Raw genomic sequence first — 23,759 nt, forward strand, 5'->3', positions numbered from 1 at the left:
GCGGGTCAGCCGCCACGCCGCATTGCATCGACCCCGATCGATCCCCCACCGGCCGCGGCGAGGTATAGGAAGGCAAAGCAATAGAGGATCGCCGCTTCGCCGCCATTGGCCAGTGGCAGGAACCCTTGCGGCGCATGGGCCATGAAATAGGCGACGGCCATCTGCCCCGACAGCACGAAGGCCACCGGCCGGGTGAACAGCCCGATCAGGAGCAGCGCGCCGCCGACCAGCTCCAGCACGCCCGCCGCCGTCAGCAAAGGGTTGAGGGGCATCGGGAAAGGCGGAAGGCCGAAGAACTTCGACACGCCATGCGCCGCGAACATGAGGCCGAACACCACCCGGAACAGCGACAGGAGCGGGGCGGCGAAACGGGCAGGAATGGGCATGGCGGAAACTCGTTGACAGAGGACCGCGACGATCGCCATCCCTCCGCCCTATCCTGCCATCAGGGCGATCCACGGCAAGAACAGGTTCCGAAACGAACCGTTGCGAATGCGATTACGGATTGGGATAGGTGATGGCCATCACCTCATATTCCCGTTCGCCCGCTGGCAGCGTTACACGCCGCAGATCGCCGACTGAGGCCCCGCGCAGCGCCCGGACGAGCGGCGCGTTCCAGCCGACCCGACCCTGACCCGCGTCCGCTTCGTCATCACCGACCAGCGTTAAGACGCGTTCATTGTCGTCTTCGTCGGCAATGGTGACGGTGGCACCGAACCATACTTTGCTGCGGTCTTCCTGACGGGCGGGGTCGATGACCTTGGCGGCCTTCATCCGCTTGGATAGCCAACCCAGCCGCCGGTCGATCTCGCGCAACCGCTTGCGGCCATAGATATAGTCGCCATTCTCCGAGCGATCGCCATTGCCCGCCGCCCAGGCGATGGTGTCGACCAGCTTAGGCCGCTCGACCGCGAACAGCGCCTCATATTCCTGACGAAGCGCGGCATAACCCGCCGGGGTGATATAGTTGGGACGATCCATCGCCCCCCTCTATTCCCTATGCTGCGGCGATCAACCCGGCCGCGACGACTTGCCCAGATACCAGCTGAGCGGCGTCGGTCCCCGGCTGGTCGCGCGCGCTGGGTTCATCAGGTCATAGACGACCGCATTCTCCAGCACCCGCTGCACGTAATTGCGTGTCTCGGAATAGGGGATGGCCTCGATCCAGTCCACGATATCGACCGAGCCGGTACGCGGGTCACCATTGGCGCGCAACCACTTGTTCACATTGCCGCCGCCCGCATTATAGGCGGCAATCGCAAGCGGATAGCTGCCATAATTGTTGCGGATCCTCTCGAAATAGCTGGCACCCAGCTGGATCGAAAGGTTGGGATCGGTGGTCAGTGCGGCGGGCGAATAAGACAGGCCGATCTTGCCCGACTGCTCGGCGGCGGTGGCGGGCATCAACTGCATCAGGCCGCGCGCGCCCGCATGGCTGACGGCGGCACGGTCGAATTGGCTTTCCTGGCGCGCGATGGCGTGGATGATCGTCCAGCTCTGTTCATAGCCCGTAGGCACCGGAACGGTGGGGAAACCGGCGGCCGAATAATCGGTCAGCCCGTTCTGCATCGCGCTGCGTCCGACCATCACGGCCAGGTCGGGGCGGTTGATGCTGCGCGAAAGGTCGGCGGCGAGCAGATGATCGTTCTCGGTCTCCGCATCCGCCGCGATCTGGCGGACGAAGGCGGTCTGGTCCTGCCACTGGCCGATCTGACCCAGGAACTTGGCCGCACGCACCGTTTCGCGCGCGTCGAAGGCGGCACGGACGGTGGGGGCCACGTTGGTCGCGGCGATCGCCGGTGGTGCGACAAGCGGGCGGCCGGTTCGCTCCAACGCCAGTTGGCCGTAGAACTGGTCGCGATATTGCGCGGCCCGGCCATAGAAAGCCGCCGCATCGCTCGAGCGACCCGCCGCCTCCGCCGCGCGGCCCGCCCAGTAAAAGCCCTTGGCGCGCGTCTGCGGCGACTGGCTGCCCCGGCCATAGCGGTCGAACAGCGTCATTGCATCGGCCGGTCGGGCGAGCTTCATCGCGGTCTGCCCGGCCAGCCAGACCAGGCTGGTATAGTCGTCGCGCTCGCCATAAGGCTTGGTCGAGACGTCGGTGCCGACCGGATAGGCGTCGTCGACCTGTCGGGCGATGTCATAGGCGGTCTGAAGCTGGCCATCATTCGCCGCCGCGCGGGCATTGACTAGCAGCGCCTCGTAGAATTTCTCGACATTGCCTGGCCGGGTGGTCAGCTGTCGTGAACGCGCGAGCCAGGACCGCGCGGTCAGGCTGTCGCCGGTATCGCGCAGCCAGCTGGCGCGGTCGGCGACATAGCCCGCATCATTGGCATAGAGCTCGGCGGTCGAGGCTGACAGGCTGGGCGCGTCCGCCGATCTGGTGCGGAAGGCCAGCCGCGCCGCGAAGATCGGCCGCCGTGCGGGGCTGGTATAATTCAGCTGCCGTGCGGCAGCGCTCGTTTGCCCCGACCAAAGCAGCGCATCCATCCGCGCGTCCTGGTCCTCGGGCGTCAGCGCGGAGCCGAAGGTGGACATGACCAGGGCTTCGTCGTTCGGGGAAAGCGCACCGCGCCGCCAGGCGGTTCGCGCCGCCTGCGCGGCGTCCGCCGGTGCCCCGGTCGCCAGCAAGGCGCGGGCATAGGCGACGCCACCTGCCGCCGACTGGGGCGGGAAGCGACGGAAATAGGCGACGATGCTCGACGGCGCGGCGGTGAAGTTGGCGGCCTGCTTCTCGGCGGCGCGACGATTGCCCGTTTCGCCCGGCCAGCCGGGATGCGCCATCAGGAACCCGGCATAGCTTTCGAAGGGCAGCGAATCGGTCTGCTGCAAAGCGCGCCACTGCGCCAGAGCCGCGGCGATCGCGCCATCGGCGGGCGCGGGCATGCCCTGCGTCGCCTGGTTGGGGCTCATATTCGCCATCTGTGTGCGATATCGGTCGAGCTGGTCCTGCCCGCCGGGGGCGACCATCGATCCCGCCAATGTCGCGAGGAGCGCCCCCGCCTTCGTCAATGCCATCATGGTGGACAGAATAGGGACTCTACCCGTACATGTCCTGAACAAATTGTCCCATTCGGCGCAGCAGGAGCGCATTTCCTCTCATGTTTTCAGGGTCCATACCGGCGCTCGTGACGCCGTTCGACGATCAGGGCGGTCATGTCGGCGGAGCGTTCGACGAGGCGAAGTTCCGGGATTTCGTCGAATGGCAAATTTCCGAAGGCTCCACGGCGCTGGTCGCATGCGGCACGACCGGCGAAGCGGCGACCATGCCGAAGGACGAGCATTTCCATGTCGTGCGCGTCTGCGTCGACCAGGCGCGCGGCCGGGTGCCGGTGATCGCGGGCGCGGGGTCGAACGACACGATCGTTGCGATCGAAAACCTGAAGGCGGCGCAGGAAGCGGGCGCCGACGCCGCGCTGATGGTGCCGCCCTATTACAACCGGCCGAGCCAGGAGGGTATCGCACTCCATTTCGCCGAGTTGGCGAAGAACGCGCCGCTGCCGATCGTCCTCTATAACGTACCCGGTCGAACCGTCACCGACATCCAGCCTGCGACGCTGATCCGCGTCGTCAAGGCGGCACCCGAGGTCTTCGTCGGCGTGAAGGATGCCAGCGGCGTGCTCGCCCGCGTGTCGCATCATCGCGGCGCGCTGGGTGCGGACTTCTGTCAGCTGTCGGGCAATGACGACCTTGCGCTCGCCTTCAACGCGATGGGCGGGGTGGGCTGCATCTCGGTGACGGCCAATGTCGCGCCGCGCCTGTGCGCCGAGTTCCAGGCGGCCTGCGCGGCCGGGGACATGGCCCGCGCGCTGGAACTGCACGACCGTCTTTTCCCGCTGCACGAGGCAATGTTCACCGACGCCTCGCCCGGCCCGGTCAAATACGCGCTCAGCCGTATCATGCCGCACTTCCCGCAGGGCGTGCGCCTGCCCATGACCTGGCCGTCCGAGGCTTCCCGTGCGCAGGTCGACGCCGCGCTGGCTCATGCCGGATTGATCTGACCCCGCCATTCTTTTCCGCGCCTTCCTTCGGCCGCAATCCCCGACCACCATCCGCCTTGACGATGGGCGGCATAGGGAGCGCGGCCGATGTGGGCACTGGTGATGATCGCCTTGCAGACGGGTGCAGTGGCCGGGCCCGTCTTGCCGTTGCCCCGGAAAGCGCCCACCGCGCGCCGCTGCCCACCCGACGATAGCGGGGGTGACGTGGTCGTCTGTGGCCGCTCGTCCGACGCAGATCGGATCGGTACCGTTCCCGACTATTCCAGGCCCATGACCCTGCCCAAGGCGCGCACGGAAATAGCCGGCGTCGGCACGCTGTCGGCCGAAACCGAACAGGCCGATGTCGGTGGTAGCCCCAGCAAGCGCGGCATGATCCGGCTGACCATCCCGCTGGGCGGTCGCCGCAAGCCCTGAACGCCTCGTTCCAGAAACAGAACGGCGCGGTCATCTGCGGCTTTTCATGGCGGCCTTCAGCGCCTACATCGGCCCGTCCATGCGCCCGAAACCCCAAACCTTCGACAAGAAGAAGATCGTCGCCGAGAACCGGCGCGCCCGCTTCGATTATGCCATCGAGACGACCTATGAGGCCGGTATCGCCCTGACCGGAACCGAGGTGAAGTCGCTTCGCTTCGGCGAGGGATCGATTGCGGAGTCCTATGCCGAGGTCCGCGGCGAGGAGGTGTGGCTGGTCAATTCAAACGTCCCCGAATTCAGCCACGGCAACCGATTTAACCACGAAGCCAAGCGCCCGCGTAAATTGCTCCTTCATGAGCGCGAAATAAACAAGCTCCACGGCGCGGTGGCGCGCGAAGGTATGACCCTGGTGCCACTGATGATCTATTTCAACTCGCGCGGTCGCGCGAAGGTGGAGCTGGCATTGGCGAAGGGCAAAAAGGCGCACGACAAGCGCGATTCGATCAAGGAACGCGATTGGAAGCGCGAGCAGGGCCGTATCCTGCGCGATCGCGGCTGATGGCCGCGGCCGTGCCCACCATGTGGGGCCGCACGCTGCGATGGGTCCGGCGCAACATGCCGACCCGCGATTCGATGGAAAGCAACCGGCTGCTCCGGCCGGTCGCACACCGGGTGCTCGCGCCCGAGCTATGGCGTTTCACCCGTCGATCGGTGCCGCGCGGCGTCGCGCTGGGCGTGGTGGCCGGGTTCCTGTTCCCGGTCGCCCAGATCGCGATCGCCGCCGTCTTCGCGCTGCCCTTCCGCGCTAATGTGCCAGTCGCGGCGTTGACGACCTTCATCACCAATCCGCTGACCACGCCGATCATCTGGGTCATCGCCTATCGCATCGGCACCTTCCTGCTGCGCAGTGAAACGCCGATCAACACCCAGCCGGTCGCCGAGGCCGCGACGGGTTGGCTGCAATGGGCGTTGAGCGCGTTTCACTGGCTTTGGGAGCAGGGGCCTGCTTTCGGTCTTGGCCTGTGCGTGCTGACTGGCGGATGTGCCGTATTCGGTTACGCCGCCTCGGCGCTTGGGTGGCGCGTCTGGATCGCGCGGAAATGGCGCAACCGGCGGAAAAGCGTGGCAATCTGATAGCGGTATCGCGCTTTGACGTGACTTTCTAACGGTTTGACTGGGCGTATCGGCTCGCTACAACAGCGGCATCCATCTCCTTTTCAGGAATTCAGATGCGCTCTCTGCTGATCGCCGCTCTTCTCACGACCGCCATTTCGCCCGTCATGGCTCAGAACACCAACCCCGTCGACAAGGCCGCCGTCGGCCCGGTCAAGCCCAATGCCAAGAACGGTCCCGAGATCGGCGATTTCGGTTTCGACATGGCGGGTCGCGACACGGCAGTGAAGCCGGGCGACGATTTCTTCGATTATTCCAACGGCACCTGGTACAAGAACACGACGATCCCCGCCGATCGTTCGTCCTATGGCATGTTCCACGTCCTGCAGGACCGCTCGCTGGAACAGACGCGCACCATCCTAGACGAGGCGACCAAGCAGCCGGGTAACAAGGCGGGCGACTTCTACGCCAGCTTCATGGACGAGGCCGCCGTCAACGCCAAGGGTGTGGCCCCGGTCAAGCCGTGGCTGAGCGCCATCAAGGGAACCCAGAGCCGCGACGCGCTGGCCATCGAAATGGCCAAGCTCCAGCGTCAGGGCGTCGGCGCGCCCTTCGGCGTCTATATCGGTCAGGACGACAAGGCGCCCGACACCTATATCCCGAACTTCGGCCAGAGCGGCCTGGGTCTGCCCGACCGCGACTATTATCTGAAGGACGACGCCAAGCTGGCGACGATCCGCACCGCGTACCAGGCCTATCTCGCCCGGATGCTGACCCTGGCGGGCGAGCCCAATGCAGAGGCGCGGGCGGCGGCCGTGTTCAACTTCGAAAAGGGGCTGGCGGGCGTCCATTGGACCCGCATCGAGAGCCGCGACGCGGACAAGACCTATAACAAGTGGATGGCCGCCGACTTTGCCGCCAAGGCACCGGGTTTCCCCTGGGCACAATATATGCAGACGCTGGGCGTCGCAGGCCGTCCCGCCTATCTGGTCGCACAGCCCAGCGCGATCACCGGCGAAGCCAAGCTGTATAGCGAAGCGCCGCTGAACGTCCTTCAGGACTATGCGATGCTGAAGGTCCTGCGCAGCTATGCGGGCTATCTGTCGAGCGACTTCGACAAGACCAACTTCGCCTTCTACGGCACGACCCTGTCGGGCACGCCGCAGCAGCAGGCGCGGTGGAAGCGAGGCGTCGGCCTGGTCTCCGAGGGTCTGGGTGAAGAGGTCGGCAAGCAATATGTCGCCAAATATTTCCCGCCCGAATCGAAGGCCGCCGCCGACGCGCTGGTCAAGAACCTGATCTCGGCGATGGGCGACCGGCTGCGCAACCTGGAATGGATGGCGCCCGAGACCAAGCAGAAGGCGCTGGCCAAGCTCGCCGCGTTCACGCCCAAGATCGGCTATCCCGACAAGTGGAAGGATTACTCCGCGCTGCAGATCCAGCGCGGCGATCTGGTCGGTAACGTCGCACGCGCCAATGCCTTCGAGTTCCAGCGCGACCTCAACAAGCTGGGCCAGCCGATCGATCGCGGCGAATGGTTCATGACGCCGATGACGATCAACGCCTATGCCAACCCGCCGATGAACGAGATCGTGTTCCCGGCGGCGATCCTTCAGCCGCCCTTCTTCGATCCGAAGGCGGACCCGGCGGTGAATTATGGCGGCATCGGCGCGGTGATCGGGCATGAGATCAGCCATCACTTCGACGATCAAGGCCGCAAGTATGACGCCACTGGCAAGCTGACCGACTGGTGGACGCCGCAGGACGTGGCCCGGTTCAAGACCTTCACCGACGCGCTGGTGAAGCAGTATGACGGCTATGAGCCGCTGCCCGGCCAGCATATTCAGGGCGGCCTGACGCTGGGCGAGAATATCGCCGATCTGGCGGGTCTGACCGTCGCGCTCGATGCCTATCACAAGTCGCTGGGCGGCAAGCCCGCGCCGATCATCGACGGCACGACCGGCGATCAGCGTTTCTATTATGGCTGGGCTCAGGTGTGGCGGACCAAGTGGCGTGAACCGGCGCTGCGTCAGGCGCTGTTGTCCGATCCGCACTCGCCGGGTCATGAGCGCGTGCTGACCGTGCGCAACCTCGACCCCTGGTATGCGGCGTTCGGCGTCAAGCCGACCGACAAGATGGCGCTGACGCCGCAGCAGCGCGTCCGCATCTGGTAATCGACCGAATGACAGGCCCTCCGGCACCGACCGGGGGGCCTTTTTTGCTTTGGAGAGAATGATGAAGAGCTTGGCCATCGCCGCGCTGCTCGGCGCGACCGCGATCACGGGAACCGTGGCGCTGAACGCGCAGGATCGCCCCGCCGCCGCCAACGGCCCGACCTATGGGCGTTTCGGCTTCGACGAAAAGGGCATGGACAAGTCCGTGCGCCCCGGCGACGACTTCTATGGCTTTGCCAATGGCGAATGGGCAAAGACCACCGCCATCCCTGCGGACAAGTCCAGCTATGGCGCGTTCGACAAACTCGCCGATCTGTCGCGGGATCGCACCCACACCATCCTGGAACAGGCCAAGGGCCAGGGGAACCAGATCGGTACCGCCTATGCGACCTATCTCGACACCGCCACGATCGAGGCCAAGGGGCTGGCGCCGATCCAGCCCTGGCTGAACCGGATCAAGGGGCTGAACGACAAGTCGGGCTACGCCGCCTTGTTGGCCGAGGCGGATCGCAACGGCGTGGGCATCCCCTTCGGCTCGGGTGTCGGTCAGGATGCGCGCCAGCCCAATCTCTACACCGTCGGCTTGCGTCAGTCCGGCCTGGGGATGCCCGACCGCGACTATTATCTGAGCGACGATCCCAAGCTAGCGGCCGCGCGCGCCGCCTATCAGGCGCATCTGGCCAAGATGCTGACCATGGCAGGCGAAGCGGATGCCGAGGCGCGCGCGCAAGCTGTCGTCGCATTCGAGACGCAGATCGCCAAGGTCCACTGGACCCGGATCGACAGCCGCGACCGGACCAAGACCTATAACAAGATGAGCGTCGCCGATCTGGCGAAGACCGCACCCGGCTTCGACTTCGCGACCTATCTGAAGGGCGTCGGCACGCCGGTCGACACGCTGGTCGTGGCGCAACCGACGGCCGTGACGGGCATCGCCGCGCTGATCCAGTCGACGCCGATCGCGGTACTTAAGGACCAGCTGCTCGCCCGCTCGCTCGACGAGTTCGCCGATGTGCTGCCCGCCAAGTTCGACCAGGAACAGTTCGCCTTTTACGGCACCGTCCTGTCGGGCACGCCGCAGCAGCAGGATCGCTGGAAGCGTGCGGTCGACTTCACCAGCAGCGCGCTCGCCGATGAGGTGAGCAAGGTCTATGTCGCACGCTATTTCCCTCCCGCGACCAAGCTGGCGGCCGACGCGCTGGTGAAGAACGTGCTGGCCGCGATGGGCAAGCGCATCGACCAGCTCGACTGGATGGCGCCCGAAACCAAGGCGAAGGCGCATGTGAAGCTGGCCGCCTTCACCCCAAAGATCGGCTATCCCGATCGCTGGAAGGATTATTCGGGCCTGAAGATCGTCAGCGGCGACGCCTTCGGCAACGCACTGCGTGCCGCGCAGTGGCGGCATGAGGACAATATCGGCCATCTCGGCAAGCCGATCCAGCGCTGGGAATGGGGCATGACGCCGATGACGGTCAACGCCTATGCCAATTTCGGCATGGTCGAGATCGTCTTCCCCGCCGCGATCCTGCAACCGCCGTTCTTCGATCCCAAGGCCGATCCGGCGGTCAATTATGGTGGTATCGGTGCGGTGATCGGTCACGAGCTGAGCCATCATTTCGACGACCAGGGGTCGAAGTTCGACGCCAAGGGCCAGCTGACCGACTGGTGGACGGACGGCGACGTCAAGGCGTTCAAGGAGCGGACGGCGGCCCTGGTGAAGCAGTATGACGCCTATGAGCCGCTACCCGGCCTGCATGTGAAGGGCGCGCTGACCCTGGGTGAGAATGTCGCCGATCTGGCGGGCCTGTCCGTCGCTTATGACGCCTATCACGCGTCTCTGAAGGGCAAGACCGCGCCGGTGATCGACGGTTTCACCGGCGACCAGCGCTTTTATCTGGGTTGGGCACAGGTGTGGCGGCGCAATTACCGCGAGGCGAACCTGCGTAACCGCCTGCTGACCGATCCGCATTCCCCGTCGCAGCAGCGGGCCTGGGTCGTGCGCAACCTAGACCCCTGGTATGCGGCATATAAGCCCAAGCCGGACGAAAAGCTGTATCTGACGCCGGAACAGCGTGTCCGGATCTGGTAAATCTCATTCGTCGCCCGGCACGGATCGCGCTTGACCCGTGCCGGGTGGCCGGATGATGAGTTTTTTCATGGCGACCGCGTCCTTCGAAAGATTTCATCCCACCCGCGTGGCGGCCGCCGTATCGATTGCCAGCGGGGTGGGCGCGGGCGCTCTGCTATTCTTCGCGATCCGTAGCTGGATCGTCGCGGCGGGTTTTCTTGCCACCGCGCTGCTGGCTTTTGGCGTGATCCTGGTCTGGCGGATCTTGACGCCCAAGGCCGAGCAGACCCGGCGAAGCGTCGACTGGGATTTCGCGCGCGTCGTCGCGGACGCCAGCCTGGACGCGATCGCGGTGACGGACAGGGCAGGGCGTCTGGTCTGCGCGAACGACGCCTATGCTTCGCTATTCCCGATGATGCCGACCCCGCCGGGGGTTCCGCTTGACGCGACCTCGGTCGAGGCACTGGCGCAGGCCGGTCGCAATGCCTGGCGCGACGGCCTCGGCCGGGCGGATCGGATCGCGGTGATGGGGACCGAGTTGTCGGTGCTCGTCACGCGCGCCGGTGACGAGGCGGACCTGCTGGTCTGGCGCTTCGCGATCGCCGAGGAACAGGATCTGGCCGAGACGGTCGAGCGGTTGATCGGCGGTATCCATGGCGACCGGCTGGGGGCGGCGGGTATCATGGCTGCCCTGATCGCCCCCGATGGCCGGGTCCGTGCCGCCAACCGCGTGCTGTGTGCCCGCGCGATGGGCGGCGAGATGATCTCGATCGTCGGGCGAGAGTTCGCGACGTTCCTGGCGCATGATCCGGGCGGGCAGGTCCGCTTTTCCTCCGAACTGGCCAAGGGTGACGGCAAGCCGCTGCGTATCCTGCAAATCCCGTTCGTCGAGGGTGAGGGCGCGCCGATGCTGGTCGCCCTGCTCGACGAGGAGGAACAACTGGTCGCGCCCGCAGGCACGAGTGCAGGCAGCCATGTACGCGGCCTCGTATCGCTGATGCCCTTCGGCATTGCGCTGGTCGATCGCGACGGACGCTTTATCCAGATGAACTCGGCCTTCATGCGCGCCGCCGGGGTCAGCGGCACCGCACCGCCGCTCTATCCAGGCGATCTGGTGGTGCGCGAGGACAAGGCGGCGGTCGCCGACGCGATCCGGCGCTTTGCCAGCGGGGCGACCCATTCGGCCGACATGGCGGTGCGGCTGAAGGATCACCCGGAAGAGCCGGTCGCGCTGACCATCGCAGGTGCGCGCGGGCTGGGCGAGGCAGCGGTGCTGCTCAGCCTGAAGGACAATTCCGAGGAGAGCCGCCTGAAGCGCGAAGTCGCGCAGGCGACCAAGATGCAGGCGGTGGGCCAGCTCGCGGGCGGTGTCGCGCACGATTTCAATAACATCCTGACTGCAATCATCGGTCACTGCGACCTGATGCTGATGCGCCACTCGCCCGGCGACAGCGATTATGACGATATCCAGCAGATTCGCACCAACTCCAACCGGGCGGCCAGCCTGACGCGTCAACTGCTCGCCTTTTCCCGCCAGCAGACGCTTCGCCCCCAAATCCTGCAACTGCCCGATGTCGTGTCGGAGGTGTCGAACCTCCTCAAGCGGCTGCTCGGCGAGCGGGTACGACTGGACGTCAGCCATGGCCGCAATCTCGGCCCGGTTCGCGCCGATCCGGGGCAGCTGGAACAGGTGGTCGTCAACTTGGCGGTCAATGCGCGCGATGCGATCCTGGAGAACGAACCGGCGGGCGGCGGCATCCTGACCATTCAGACGCGTGCCGTCTCGATGGCCGATGCGCGCGCGCTCAACAACGATATCCTGCCTGCCGCCGATTACACCGCGCTCATCATGAGCGATAACGGCACCGGCATCCCGCCCGAAATCCTGGGCAAAATCTTCGAGCCCTTCTTCACGACCAAGGAGCTGGGCAAAGGCACGGGGCTGGGCCTGTCGACCGTCTATGGCATCATCAAACAGTCGGGCGGCTATATCTTCGCCGACTCGGCCCCGGGCGGCGGCGCCAAATTCTCCATCTATCTGCCGGTCCATGCCGCGCCCGCTGTGTCCCCCGCCAAGGCGAGCCCGACCAAGCCAGCGGCCAAGGTCTCGACCCCCTGGGGTTCCGGTACGATCTTGCTGGTGGAGGACGAGGATATGGTCCGCGCCGTGGCCGAGCGCGCGCTGTCGCGGCAGGGCTATACCGTGATCTCGGCGGAGAATGGCGAGGCCGCGCTCGAAATGCTGGACAAACATGGCAAGCCCGACCTCCTGATCTCCGACGTGGTCATGCCGACGATGGACGGGCCGACGATGGTCGGACTAGTCCGCAAGCGTTATCCCGACCTCGCCGTGCTGTTCATGTCGGGCTATGCCGAGGAGCAGCTGCGCAAGTCGATCACTTTGCCCAATGTCGGCTTCCTGCCCAAGCCCTTCTCCGTCCAGCAATTGGCCGAGGCGACCCAGGCCGCGCTGACCCAGGGGGGCGGGGCGGCGTCCGATAACAACTAGCGGCTGGCGCGAGGCGCAAAGCATGTTATGGCGATGGGGATGACAGAGCCCGTGCAGATCCTCATCGTCGAGGACGAACCCCTGATCGCCATGATGCTCGAGGACTTCCTGGACGTTCTCGACAAACAGGTCGCGGGCACCGTGGACAGCGTGGACGACGCGCTGGCGCGGGTGGCCGAGGGCGGTATCGATGCCGCCATTCTCGACGTCAACCTGCGTGGCGGCCAGAAGAGCACCCCCGTCGCCGAAGCGTTGGCGGAGCGCGGTGTACCCTTCGTCTTCGCCACTGGCGGCGGGGACGACGCGGTGGATGAGCGGTTCCGCGATCGGCCGCGTCTGCAAAAGCCGTTCACGATGGACGGTGTGGCGAAAGCCTTGGGTTCGCTCTGACCCGCTGACGCTTGATCGGGCTCGGAATTTGGGCCTCTTGCGAAATTTGCTTGCGTCTGGGGCGGGTCTGGCGACATAGGCCTGCGCCATGACACGCCAATTCGATAAGTCTCGCCTGCCGTCCCGCCACGTTTCCGTTGGCCCGGAGCGCGCACCCCATCGCAGCTATTATTACGCGATGGGCATTCAGGAAGAAGATATCGCCAAGCCCTTCGTCGCGCTGGCGAGCGCGGGCAACAACTCGGCGCCTTGCAACACGACGCTCGATGCGCAGGCCGATGCCGCGCAGGCGGGCGTCATTCGCGGCGGTGGCATGCCGCGCCGGTTCAACACCATCACCGTGACCGACGGCATCGCGATGGGCCATCAGGGTATGAAGTCCTCATTGGTGAGCCGCGAGGTCATCGCCGATTCCGTCGAGCTGTCGGTACGTGGCCACTGCTATGACGCGCTGGTCGGCTTTGCCGGTTGCGACAAGTCGCTGCCCGGCATGATGATGTCGATGCTGCGCCTGAATGTGCCGTCGATCTTCGTCTATGGCGGCTCGATCCTGCCCGGCCGTCATCAGGACCGCGACGTGACCGTGGTCGACGTGTTCGAGGCGGTGGGCCAGCATGCGGCGGGCAACTGCCCGCTCCATGATCTGATCGCGCTCGAAAAGGTCGCCTGTCCCGGACACGGCGCGTGCGGCGGCCAGTTCACCGCCAACACGATGGCCTGCGTCGGCGAGGCGATCGGCCTGTCGCTGCCCAACAGCAACATGATGCCCGCCCCCTTCCTCGACCGTCACGGCATCGCCGAGGCGGCGGGCGAGCAGGTCATGGAGCTGATTGCCCGCAACATCCGTCCGCGCGACATCTGCACGCGCGAAGCGTTCGAGAATGCCGCGCGCGTCGTGGCCGCGACCGGCGGCTCGACCAATGCCGGGCTTCACTTGCCCGCCATGGCGAACGAGGCGGGGATCGACTTCGACCTGTTCGACGTGGCCGAAATCTTCAAGACCACGCCCTATATTGCCGATCTCAAGCCCGGCGGTCGTTATGTCGCCAAGGACATGTACGAGTCGGGCGGCGTCTATATGCTGATGAAGACGCTGCTGGCGGGCGGGTTCCTACACGGCGACTGCATCACCGTGACCGGCAAGACGCTGGCCGAGAATATCGACGAGGTCACCTGGAACCCGGACCAGAAGGTCATCTACGACGTGAAGACCCCGCTCAGCCCGACCGGCGGCGTGGTCGGCCTGCGCGGTTCGCTGGCGCCGGAGGGCGCGATCGTGAAGGTCGCGGGCATGAAGCGCCTTCAGTTCGAGGGGGCCGCCAAGGTCTTCGACTGCGAGGAAGAGGCGTTCGCGGCCGTGGAGGCACGCGCCATCACCGAGGGCACGGTCGTCGTCATCCGCTATGAAGGGCCGAAGGGTGGTCCGGGCATGCGCGAGATGTTGTCGACCACGGCGGCGCTTTACGGCCAGGGGTTGGGCGAGAAGGTGGCACTCATCACCGATGGCCGTTTCTCGGGCGGTACGCGCGGCTTCTGCATCGGTCATGTCGGCCCCGAGGCGGCCGATGGTGGCCCGATCGCGCTGGTCGAGAATGGCGACACGATCCGCATCGATGCCGAAGCAGGGACGATCGACCTGCTGGTCGAACCCGCCGTACTGGAAGAGCGCCGTGCTCGTTGGACGCCGCGCGTGAACGATTATCAGGCCGGTGTGTTGTGGCGCTATGCCCAGAATGTCGGCCCCGCGCATCAGGGCGCGGTCACGCACCCCGGCGCCAAGTCCGAGCGCCATGTCTATGCGGATATCTGATCCGTGGTGGCTGGCCGGTGCCTTGGCGCTGGCCGGCTGCTCGGGCGGGCCGGAAGAACGGCAGGCGGCGGCGCAGAACAGTCCCGCCGCTGAGCAGAAGCCCGGCCTGGCGATCGACTGTGCGCTGGCGGAGGCGTCGGCCTTTGCGCGCGACTGTACGGTGGAACAGTCGGGGGCTGGCGATGCGGTGATTCTGACCGTGCGGCATCCTGACGGCGGTTTCCGGCGGCTTCAGGTGACGCAAGACGGACATGGTGTGGCAGCGGCCGACGGGGCCCAGCCTGCTTCGGTAACGATCTCGGGAGACCGGCAGATCGAGGTGGCGATTGATGGCGACCGCTACCGACTACCTGCCACGGTGGGAACGCCGTGATCCCGATCGATGGACTTCCTGTCCTTACCGCTGCCGAGATGCGGGCGGCGGAACGGGCGGCGATGGTCGGGGACGTGAGCGAGGCGACGTTGATGGACTGCGCCGGGGCCGCCATTGCGCAAGCGGTGGCCCGGCTGGCGGCTGGTCGCGAGATACTGGTCTTGTGCGGGCCGGGGAATAATGGCGGAGACGGTTACATCGCGGCGGCGCTCCTCAAGCGGCGCGGCCTGCCCGTGCGGGTGGCGGCCAGCGAAGCCCCGCGCAGCGACGGCGCCCGACGGGCCGCCGCGCTCTGGGGCGGACCTGTCGAAACATTGGATCAGGTCGGCCCGGCGCCAGTCGTGGTCGATGCCATCTTCGGCACCGGCCTTTCACGGCCGCCCGCCACTATGGTGCAGGAAGCGCTGAGCCGACTTAAATCGGCCGCATGGTTGACGGTCGCGGTCGATTTTCCAACGGGCGTAGCGACCGATACGGGTCAGGCGCTGGGCGAGGTGCCGCGATTCGACGTCACCTTGGCCCTGGGTGCGGTGAAACCGTCCCATCTGCTGCAACCGGCGGCCAGCCTGATGGGACAGGTCCGCCTGTTGGACATTGGCGTGGCCGTCGGATCGCAGGTGCAGGTTCTGCAACGACCGAGCCTGCCCGAGCCCGATGCGACATCGCACAAATATAGCCGGGGTATGGTCGCGGTCGTCGCTGGCAGTATGTCCGGGGCATCCGAACTGGCTGCGCTGGCAGCGTTGCGGGCGGGGGCAGGCTATGTGCTCCACCTCGCATCGGGTGGGGCGAACGGCCCCGCCGCGCCGCATGCGATCGTTCGCCGGGACTATACCGCCGAGGCGCTTGCCGAGGATCGCATCGGCGCGGTCGTGATCGGCCCTGGGCTGGGGCGGGATGACGATGCGTTGGCACGGCTCGAAGCGGCGCTCGGCAGCGGACGGCCGCTAGTCATCGATGGTGACGCGCTCCGGCTGGTGAAGGTCGAGGCGCTGGCCGCGCATGACGGTCCCAAGATCCTGACCCCGCATGGCGGGGAGTTTACCCATTTGTTCGGTGAAGTGACGGACGACAAGCTCACCGCCACCCGCCGCGCCGCCGATCGGAGCGGCGCGATTGTCGTGCACAAGGGGGCCGATACCGTCATCGCCGCGCCCGATGGCCGTGCGATCCTCTGCCCGGAAGCCAGCCCGTGGCTCTCCACGGCGGGCACCGGCGATGTGCTGGCCGGAGCGATCGGCGCCATGCTGGCGGCGGGGCTTGAACCGCTGGCGGCTGCGGAGGCGGGTGTCTGGCTTCATGCGCAGGCCGCGCGGGCTTGTGGCAAGGCTTTCATCGCGGACGACTTGGCAGACGCGCTTTCCGCCGTCAGAGGCTGATCGCATGAGTGATACCATCATCCGCGTCGCCGCCCGAGGCGACGGCGTGACCGCGACCGGCCGCCACGCCGCCTTTGCCGCACCCGGCGATACCCTGTCGGCCGACGGCACCGTCACGCCGGGCCCGCACCACCAGAATCCCCCTTGCGGCCACTTCCCGCGCTGCGGCGGATGCCAGCTCCAGCATCTGGACGACGAGAGCTATGCCGGATTCGTTACCGACCGCATCGCCTCCGCACTCGATGCGCAGGGCCTGACCGCGCCGCTGCGCGCCCCGCACTGTTCGCCTTCGCATAGCCGCCGCCGCGCCACGTTGCACGCCGAGGCGAAGGGCGGACGGGTCATGATCGGCTTTTCCGAGGAAAAGAGCCACGCCATCGTCGACATGGCGGAATGCCATATCCTTCATCCGACACTCTTCGCACTGGTCGCGCCGCTTCGTGCGCTGCTCCAGCGGCTTGGGTTCAAGCGGCGTGGCGATGTGCATCTGGCGCTGGCGGATCAGGGGGCGGACGTCCTCGTCACCAGCTTTTCGCCCGACGGGTTGGAAGCGGCCGAAACGATCATCGCATTTTGCCAGCGGCACGGCGTTGCGCGCTTTTCGGTCGATGACGGCTTGGGCGCGGAAACGCGCTGGGAGCCTGAACCCGTGACGATCACCCTGGGCGATGTTGGCGTGCCCCTGCCGCCCGGTGCCTTCCTACAGGCGACGGCGGATGGTGAGGCTGCATTGGTCGCCGCCGTGCGCGAGGCAGTCGGCAATCCCCGCACCACCGCTGACCTCTTCGCCGGGCTCGGCACCTTCGCGCTGGCGCTGCCGGGCAAGGTCTATGCCGCCGAGGGCGCGCGCGACGCGATATTGTCGCTCAAGGGCGCAGCGAATGGCGCAGGGCGCATGGTCTTCGCCGAGCACCGCGACCTCTATCGCCGTCCGCTGACCAAGGCGGAACTGGATCGGTTCGACGCCATCGTCCTCGATCCGCCGCGCGCCGGCGCGCGGGATCAGGCGGATGCGCTGGCCAGCGCCGAAGTGGCGGCCGTGGCCTATGTCTCGTGCAACCCATCCAGCTTTGCACGCGATGCCAAAGCGATGGTCGATCAGGGGTGGCAACTCGATTGGGTGCAGCCGGTCGGCCAGTTCCGCTGGTCGACCCATGTCGAGCTGGCCGCGCGCTTCTCGCGTCAGCCTTCGTCCGGGTAATCCGCCCGGACAAAGAACAGCCCGTCCGACGGCGCGTTCAGCCCCAGCTGCGCGCGGTCGCGGGCATTGAGCGCCGCCTCGACATCGTCGGGCGACCAGCGACCCATGCCGACCAGGGCGAGGCAACCGACCATCGAGCGTACCTGATGATGCAGGAACGAGCGTGCTGCGGCCCGGATGAACAGTCTATCCCCGCTCCGCTCGACCGATAGCAGGTCCAGCGTCCGCACCGGACTGTCGGCCTGGCAATGGACCGAACGGAAGGTCGTAAAGTCGTGCCGCCCGACCAGCCGTGCGGCCGCGTCGGCCATGGCGACATCGTCGAGCATCTGCGGCACCTGCCACGCCAGTCCGGCTTCCTGAGTCAGCGGCGCGCGGCGATTGACGATGCGATACTCATAGGATCGCCGGATGCACGAAAAGCGTGCATGCCAGTCCGGTGCGACCTCGACGCAATCCAGCACCGCGACGGGGGCCGGGCGTACCCGCGCATTGAGCGCCTCCATCAGGCGAAAGGGCGCGATAGGCTTTTCGATATCGACATGGGCGCGCATCGCCAGCCCGTGCACCCCCGCATCGGTTCGGCCCGCCGCATGCACGGCGGTTCGTTCGCCGGTGACGGCGTGGACGGCATCCTCCAGTGCCTGTTGAACGCTGGGGCCGTGCGATTGTCGCTGCCAGCCCATGAAGGGCCGCCCATCGAACTCGACGGTCAGCGCAAATCGCGTCAAAGCCGCGTCCCCACCGGAATGGCGAAGCCGCGCAACAGATCTTCGGCGCTCGATACGCCGCGCCCGGCGCGCTGGACCGTCATCGGGCGCAGCGCGCCTTCACCGCACGCGATCGTCAATTGGTCGTCCAGCACCTCGCCGGGCGAACCCCGACCGTCGGCCAGCGTGGCGGAGAGCAGCTTGATCCGCTCGCCTTGATATTCGAACCACGCACCCGGGGCGGGGTAAAAGGCGCGGACCTGCCGCTCCAGCTCGATAGCGCTTTTGGTGAAATCGAGCCGCGTTTCGGCCTTGTCGATCTTGGCCGCGTAAGTGACACCGTCGGCAGGCTGCGACCGCGCCGGATAGCGTTCCGGGTCGGCCAAGACCTTCACCATCAGCTTGGCGCCCATCGCCGCCAGCTCCTCGGTCAACTCACCCGTCGTCTTGCGGCCGATCGGCGTCGAACCCTCCAGCCGGACGGGCCCGGTATCCAGCCCGGCCTCCATCTGCATGATGCCGACGCCCGTCACGACATCGCCCGCCAGGATCGCGCGCTGGATCGGCGCCGCCCCTCGCCAGCGCGGCAGCAGTGAGCCGTGCACGTTCAGGCATCCGAGACGCGGCGCATCCAGGATCGCCTGCGGCAGGATCAGGCCATAGGCGGCCACGACCGCGACATCGGCGTCGAACCCGGCGAACCGCGCCTGCTCCTCGACCGAGCGCAGCGACACCGGCGTCATCACCGCGATGCCCATTTCTTCCGCCTTCTGCTGCACCGGCGATGGCACCAGTTGCCGTCCCCGCCGCCCGCCGGGACGCGGCGGCTGGCTATAGCTGGCGACAACCTGGTGCCCGGCCTCGACCAGTGCTTGCAGAACCGGGACGGCAAAGTCCGGCGTACCCATGAAGATGATCCGCATGGCAACGCCTCTCTGCGCTGGCGGGACGCCGCGCAACCCCCTATCTGTTCATATATGGCATCCCCCGAGATTGAGGCGCTGACCCAGGCGCTGGCGCGTATTCCTGGCCTTGGCCCCCGTTCGGCGCGCCGCGCGGTCCTGCACCTGCTCAAGAAGCGCGAGGCGGCGCTGGTGCCGTTGCTCACCGCGCTGGGGGCCGTCGAGGAGCGGCTGGAGACCTGCTCTACCTGTGGCAACATCGATACAGCCAACCCTTGCGCCATCTGCGCCGATCCGCGGCGGGATGCGGGCGCGTTGTGCGTCGTGGAGGAGGTTGCCGACCTCTGGGCCCTGGAGCGGTCGCGATTGTTTCCGGGGCGCTTCCATGTGCTGGGCGGGCGGCTCTCGGCGCTGGAGGGGGTGCGGCCCGAGGACCTGACCATCGACGCGCTGGTCCGCCGGATCGAGGGCGGCGGCGTCGACGAGGTCGTCCTCGCCATGAACGCAACGCTGGAGGGGCAGACCACCGCCCATTATATCGCCGAGCGGATCGAGCGGTTTCCGGTACGCGTAACCCAGCTCGCCCATGGCCTGCCGGTCGGGGGCGAGTTGGACTATCTCGACGAAGGCACGCTGGCCCAGGCGCTGCGCGCAAGGCGTCCAGTGGTCTGATCCGCTGTCTTGACGGTTTTCGCTGCTGACCGTAGCGAAAACGCCATGGCCATTCTTCCGATCGTCGAAATTCCCGACCCCCGCCTGCGTCTCGTCTCCAAGCCCGTCGAGACGGTGGACGACAATGTCCGCCAGCTCGTCTCCGACATGATCGAGACGATGTACGATGCGCACGGTATCGGCCTGGCCGCGATCCAGGTCGGCGTCGACCAGCGCATTCTCGTCATCGACCTTCAGGAGGAAGAGGATGAGGAAGGCAAGCCGGTCAAGAACCCGAAGGCCTATATCAACCCCGAAGTCCTGTCGGTCAGCGACGAACTGTCGACCTATAACGAGGGCTGCCTTTCGATCCCCGAGCAATATGCCGAGGTGAAGCGGCCAGCGACCTGCCGCGTGAAGTGGCTGGACGAAAAGGGCGAGGCGCATGACGCCGAACTCGATGGCTTGCTCGCGACCTGTATGCAGCATGAGATCGATCATCTGAACGGCGTGCTGTTCATCGATCATGTCAGCCGGTTGAAGCGTGACATGCTGATGCGCAAGCTGAACAAGATGCGCAAGGGCTGACCTTTCCTGTCGCGGCCGGTCGAATGGCCTTGTTCGACCGGCTTCGTTCGTTCTATGTTCCAACCTGTCCCATTGTTTGACAGGTTGCCCAAATGCCCGAATTGATCGCCGTCGCGCTGCTCGCCCTTCTGTTGGGGGGCGTGGTCGGCTGGATGGTTGCGCGGCGAAAGGCTGATGGCATGGCGGCCGAACTGGCGAGCGCGAAGGCGCGCGCCGTAGAGGTCGAAGCGCTGCGCGCCGCGCGAGACGCCGCCGAACGTGAGCGGAGCGAAGCGCTTCAGGCCCTGGCCGAATTGCGCGGACGCGCCGCCGACCTCGATGTCATTCGCGCGGCACGCGATGCCGTCGAGGCTGAACGCAATGCGGCGCACCGCGAACTGGCCGAGCTGCGGGCACGCGCCCAGGAGCGTGAGACGGCCTATGCCCAGACGCTGGAGGCACTGGGGCAGGCCCGCGAGCAGATCAATGCGCAGTTCGGCGAAGCCGCCGCCCGCGCGCTCGAAGTCGCCCAGCGCCAGTTCCTCGAACGCGCGGAGGCGCGCTTCCGCCAGTCAGAGGAAGCCTCCGGCCAGACGCTCAAGGCGTTGCTCGACCCGGTCCACCAGCGCCTCCAGCGCTACGAGGAAGGGGTCCGCAAGGTCGAGGACGAGCGCCGCGATGCCTTTGGTGAGCTAAAAGGCCAGATCGAGGCGATGCGCATCGGACAGGAACGCGTCTCGGGCGAGGCTGCCAAGCTGGTCAACGCGCTTCGCAATGCGCCCAAGGCGCGCGGCCGCTGGGGCGAGCAGCAGCTTCGCAACGTGCTGGAGAGTTGCGGCCTGTCCGAACATGCCGATTTCCAGACCGAAGTCAGCGTCGATGACGGCGAGGGCGGTCGCCTGCGTCCCGACGCGATCGTGCGCGTGCCGGGCGGCAAGGCGCTGGTGATCGACGCCAAGGTGTCGCTCAACGATTATCAGGATGCCTTCGGCGCGGTCGATGAATCCGAGCGGCAGCTGGGTCTGGCGCGTCACGCCGCTGCGATGCGCGCCCACGTCAATGGCCTGGGCAACAAGAGCTATTGGAACCAGTTCGACGACGCGCCCGACTATGTCATCATGTTCGTGCCCGGCGAGCATTTCCTGTCGGCAGCGCTGGAGAATGACCCGACGCTTTGGGATTTCGCGTTCGACAAGCGCGTCCTCCTCGCGACCCCGACGAACCTGATCGCGATCGCGCGGACGGTCGCGGCGGTCTGGCGGCAGGAAAAGCTGGCGCAGGAAGCGCGGCAGATCGGGATGCTGGGTAAGGAACTCTATGCACGCCTTGCGGTGATGGGGGGGCATGTGTCGAAGCTGGGCAAGAACCTTGATACCGCGATGACGGCCTATAACGCCTTTGTCGGCAGCCTGGAGAGCCAGGTGCTTACCAGTGCCCGGCGTTTCGAGGCGCTCAACATCGACACGGGCGGCAAGAGCATCGATTCACCGCCGATCGGCGAACAGGCGGTGCGCCCGTTGACGAAGTTGATGCCGGTTGTGGATGTAGCAGAGGCCAACGCTAACGCGGAATAGGGGTGGTTTCTCGTGGTCCGGCACCGCTGAGGTCGACTTTGTTCCTACCCTTTAAGCAGGCCGAAAGCCTGACGGAGGGGTGTTGCGCTATCAAGAGCGGTACACCCCTCCATCATGCTGCGCATGGTCCTCCTCCCGTTGCAGGGCAGGAAGTGGGGAGGCGCGTGTCGCTGCGCCCCCCATATCATCAAGCCGCGATCGTGACCTTCGGCGCGGCGGCCCGGACGCCTTCGTCGACATGGTCGGCGAACTGCTTGAAGTTCTCGTTGAACAGATCGACGAGCTTGGTTGCTGTCGCATCATAGGCCGCCTTGTCCGCCCAAGTGTCGCGCGGGGTCAGGATCGCCGCATCGACGCCCGGCACCGAAACCGGAACCTGGAAGCCGAAATTCGGGTCGGTGCGGAACTCGACCTGGTTCAGGCTGCCGTCCAGCGCGGCGTTGAGCAGAGCCCGGGTCGCCTTGATCGGCATACGGTTGCCGACGCCATATTTGCCGCCGGTCCAGCCGGTATTGACCAGCCAGCAGTCGACGCCGCCCTTGGCGATCCGCTCCTTCAGCAAATTGCCATAGATCGAAGGGTGACGCGGCATGAACGGCGCGCCGAAGCAGGTCGAGAAGGTCGCATCCGGCTCGGTCACGCCGATCTCGGTACCCGCCACGCGGGCCGTATAGCCCGACAGGAAATGATACATCGCCTGTTCGGGCGTCAGCTTGGCGATCGGGGGCAGGATACCATAGGCGTCCGCCGTCAGCATCACGATGTTGCGGGGGACGCCCCCCATATTATCCTTCGACGCATTGGGGATGAAGTCGATGGGATAGGCGCCCCGGCTGTTCTCGGCCAGACTGTTGTCATGCAGGTCGAGCTGGCGCGTGACAGGGTCCATGACGACATTCTCCAGCACGGTGCCGAAGCGCTTCGTCGTCGCAAAGATTTCCGGTTCGGCATCGGCCGACAGGCGGATCATCTTGGCGTAGCAGCCGCCTTCGAAATTAAAGACCGCCGTGTCTGACCAGCCATGCTCGTCATCGCCGATCAACGTGCGGCTGGCATCAGCCGACAGCGTCGTCTTGCCGGTGCCCGACAGGCCGAAGAACACGGCTGTCGATCCGTCCGCCCCCATGTTCGCCGAGCAGTGCATCGGCATGACGCCGGTCGTCGGCAGCAGATAGTTGAGCAGGCCGAAGACCGACTTCTTCATCTCACCCGCATAGCGCGTGCCGCCGATCAGGATCAGCTTCTCGGTCATGTTGACCGCGATCACGGTGGAGGAGCGGCAGCCGTGACGCGCCGGGTCGGCGCGGAAGCTGGGCAGGTCGATGATCGTGTATTCAGCGGCGAACTTGCGCAGTTCATGCTCCTCGGGGCGGACGAGCATCGTGCGGATGAACAGATTGTGCCACGCCAGCTCGGTCACGACGCGGACGCGGACGCGGTGTTCGGGCTGGGATCCGCCGTAAAGGTCTTGGACGAACAGGTCTTCCTTCTGGCCGAGAGCGGCGAAGAAATCGGCCTTGAGCGCGGCGAAGTCGTCCGGGCTCATCGGCTTGTTGGTCTTGCCCCACCAGACGGTGTCGCGGGTTTCGTTATCGCGGACCATGAACTTGTCCTGCGCCGAACGGCCGGTGTGCTCGCCCGTCTCGACGACCAACGGACCATCGGCCGACAGCTTGCCTTCGCCGCGCGCGACGGCGGTTTCGATCAGCCGTGCGGTGACGAGGTTCCAATGCAGGGTGGCGCGGGTCTCGATCCCCTGGGCCTGCAGACCGATCTCCGGAATCCGTTCGTTCATAAGAGCTTCCTCGTTCCCCAAGGCGGCGAGTCCCGATGGCCCGCCGCTGTTTCACCGCACGCGAATACGTATGCGTTGGATCGCTCCATACGCGTTTTGTTTAACACGTCAAACACGCTGTTTGGCGA

At 66.1% G+C, this 23,759-nt stretch carries 21 protein-coding genes; 15 read left to right on the forward strand and 6 right to left on the reverse strand.

The window, feature by feature from the left end:
- Nucleotides 1-5 precede the first annotated feature (5 nt).
- The 3 genes from AC1GI4_RS01570 to AC1GI4_RS01580 all read right to left on the reverse strand — a co-directional run bounded on the left by AC1GI4_RS01570 (nucleotide 6) and on the right by AC1GI4_RS01580 (nucleotide 3,021).
- A complete protein-coding gene (locus tag AC1GI4_RS01570) occupies nucleotides 6-386 on the reverse strand; it encodes a DoxX family protein (RefSeq protein ID WP_479628297.1) in 381 nt (126 codons plus the stop codon).
- Between the two features lie 112 nt (nucleotides 387-498).
- Complete coding sequence (gene greB / locus AC1GI4_RS01575) at nucleotides 499-981, reverse strand: transcription elongation factor GreB (RefSeq protein ID WP_479628298.1); 483 nt, start codon at nucleotides 979-981, stop codon at nucleotides 499-501.
- 30 nt (nucleotides 982-1,011) lie between these two features.
- Nucleotides 1,012-3,021: a lytic transglycosylase domain-containing protein gene (locus tag AC1GI4_RS01580; protein WP_479628299.1), complete on the reverse strand. Its 2,010-nt coding sequence runs from the start codon at nucleotides 3,019-3,021 to the stop codon at nucleotides 1,012-1,014.
- Between the two features lie 80 nt (nucleotides 3,022-3,101).
- Between AC1GI4_RS01580 and dapA the strand changes: the two genes are divergently transcribed.
- The 12 genes from dapA (at nucleotide 3,102) to AC1GI4_RS01640 (ending at nucleotide 17,432) form a co-directional block, all read left to right on the forward strand.
- Nucleotides 3,102-4,001 carry a 4-hydroxy-tetrahydrodipicolinate synthase gene (gene dapA, locus AC1GI4_RS01585; protein ID WP_479628300.1) on the forward strand — a complete coding sequence of 300 codons (900 nt, stop codon included), beginning with the start codon at nucleotides 3,102-3,104 and terminating at the stop codon, nucleotides 3,999-4,001.
- Between the two features lie 87 nt (nucleotides 4,002-4,088).
- The gene (locus tag AC1GI4_RS01590) at nucleotides 4,089-4,415 is read left to right on the forward strand and encodes a hypothetical protein (RefSeq protein WP_479628301.1); all 327 of its coding nucleotides are present in this window, start codon (nucleotides 4,089-4,091) and stop codon (nucleotides 4,413-4,415) included.
- A 79-nt stretch (nucleotides 4,416-4,494) separates the two neighbouring features.
- The gene (gene smpB, locus AC1GI4_RS01595) at nucleotides 4,495-4,974 is read left to right on the forward strand and encodes an SsrA-binding protein SmpB (RefSeq protein ID WP_007403364.1); all 480 of its coding nucleotides are present in this window, start codon (nucleotides 4,495-4,497) and stop codon (nucleotides 4,972-4,974) included.
- Nucleotides 4,974-5,549, forward strand: a complete 576-nt coding sequence (locus AC1GI4_RS01600; RefSeq protein ID WP_479628302.1) for a DUF2062 domain-containing protein — start codon at nucleotides 4,974-4,976, stop codon at nucleotides 5,547-5,549. Before smpB ends, AC1GI4_RS01600 begins: the two co-directional genes overlap by 1 nt.
- A 95-nt stretch (nucleotides 5,550-5,644) precedes the next feature.
- Nucleotides 5,645-7,702, forward strand: a complete 2,058-nt coding sequence (locus tag AC1GI4_RS01605) for a M13 family metallopeptidase (protein WP_479628303.1) — start codon at nucleotides 5,645-5,647, stop codon at nucleotides 7,700-7,702.
- Nucleotides 7,703-7,763: 61 nt separating this feature from the next.
- Nucleotides 7,764-9,791 carry a M13 family metallopeptidase gene (locus tag AC1GI4_RS01610; protein WP_479628304.1) on the forward strand — a complete coding sequence of 676 codons (2,028 nt, stop codon included), beginning with the start codon at nucleotides 7,764-7,766 and terminating at the stop codon, nucleotides 9,789-9,791.
- Nucleotides 9,792-9,858: 67 nt separating this feature from the next.
- Nucleotides 9,859-12,279 (forward strand): hybrid sensor histidine kinase/response regulator, encoded by a 2,421-nt coding sequence (locus AC1GI4_RS01615; protein ID WP_479628305.1) that lies wholly within the window; start codon nucleotides 9,859-9,861, stop codon nucleotides 12,277-12,279.
- Nucleotides 12,280-12,318: 39 nt separating this feature from the next.
- A complete protein-coding gene (locus AC1GI4_RS01620; protein ID WP_479628306.1) occupies nucleotides 12,319-12,669 on the forward strand; it encodes a response regulator in 351 nt (116 codons plus the stop codon).
- Nucleotides 12,670-12,757: 88 nt separating this feature from the next.
- Entirely contained in the window at nucleotides 12,758-14,479 is a 1,722-nt protein-coding gene (gene ilvD, locus AC1GI4_RS01625; protein ID WP_479628307.1) for a dihydroxy-acid dehydratase, read from the forward strand.
- Nucleotides 14,466-14,852, forward strand: coding sequence for a hypothetical protein (locus AC1GI4_RS01630; RefSeq protein WP_479628308.1), 387 nt, complete (start codon nucleotides 14,466-14,468; stop codon nucleotides 14,850-14,852). Before ilvD ends, AC1GI4_RS01630 begins: the two co-directional genes overlap by 14 nt.
- Nucleotides 14,849-16,231 (forward strand): NAD(P)H-hydrate dehydratase, encoded by a 1,383-nt coding sequence (locus AC1GI4_RS01635; RefSeq protein ID WP_479628309.1) that lies wholly within the window; start codon nucleotides 14,849-14,851, stop codon nucleotides 16,229-16,231. The genes AC1GI4_RS01630 and AC1GI4_RS01635 overlap by 4 nt, the downstream gene beginning before the upstream one ends.
- A 4-nt stretch (nucleotides 16,232-16,235) precedes the next feature.
- Nucleotides 16,236-17,432 (forward strand): class I SAM-dependent RNA methyltransferase, encoded by a 1,197-nt coding sequence (locus tag AC1GI4_RS01640; RefSeq protein ID WP_479628310.1) that lies wholly within the window; start codon nucleotides 16,236-16,238, stop codon nucleotides 17,430-17,432.
- Here AC1GI4_RS01640 and truA read toward each other — a convergent pair.
- A complete protein-coding gene (truA, locus tag AC1GI4_RS01645; protein ID WP_479628311.1) occupies nucleotides 17,414-18,163 on the reverse strand; it encodes a tRNA pseudouridine(38-40) synthase TruA in 750 nt (249 codons plus the stop codon). The genes AC1GI4_RS01640 and truA overlap by 19 nt on opposite strands.
- Nucleotides 18,160-19,065, reverse strand: a complete 906-nt coding sequence (gene fmt, locus AC1GI4_RS01650) for a methionyl-tRNA formyltransferase (protein ID WP_479628312.1) — start codon at nucleotides 19,063-19,065, stop codon at nucleotides 18,160-18,162. The genes truA and fmt overlap by 4 nt, the downstream gene beginning before the upstream one ends.
- A gap of 54 nt (nucleotides 19,066-19,119) precedes the next feature.
- On the opposite strand from fmt, the gene recR reads away from it, so the two are divergent.
- The 3 genes from recR (at nucleotide 19,120) to AC1GI4_RS01665 (ending at nucleotide 21,836) form a co-directional block, all read left to right on the forward strand.
- Nucleotides 19,120-19,716, forward strand: coding sequence for a recombination mediator RecR (recR, locus tag AC1GI4_RS01655; protein ID WP_058744229.1), 597 nt, complete (start codon nucleotides 19,120-19,122; stop codon nucleotides 19,714-19,716).
- A 45-nt stretch (nucleotides 19,717-19,761) separates the two neighbouring features.
- Nucleotides 19,762-20,283, forward strand: coding sequence for a peptide deformylase (def, locus tag AC1GI4_RS01660; protein ID WP_479628313.1), 522 nt, complete (start codon nucleotides 19,762-19,764; stop codon nucleotides 20,281-20,283).
- Nucleotides 20,284-20,375: 92 nt separating this feature from the next.
- On the forward strand, nucleotides 20,376-21,836 hold the full coding sequence (locus AC1GI4_RS01665; protein ID WP_479628314.1) for a DNA recombination protein RmuC: 1,461 nt from the start codon (nucleotides 20,376-20,378) through the stop codon (nucleotides 21,834-21,836).
- Nucleotides 21,837-22,023: 187 nt separating this feature from the next.
- Here AC1GI4_RS01665 and AC1GI4_RS01670 read toward each other — a convergent pair whose 3' ends face one another.
- A complete protein-coding gene (locus AC1GI4_RS01670; RefSeq protein ID WP_479628315.1) occupies nucleotides 22,024-23,631 on the reverse strand; it encodes a phosphoenolpyruvate carboxykinase in 1,608 nt (535 codons plus the stop codon).
- Nucleotides 23,632-23,759: the final 128 nt, after the last annotated feature.

It is taken from the genome of Sphingomonas sp. 77B (assembly GCF_056497825.1).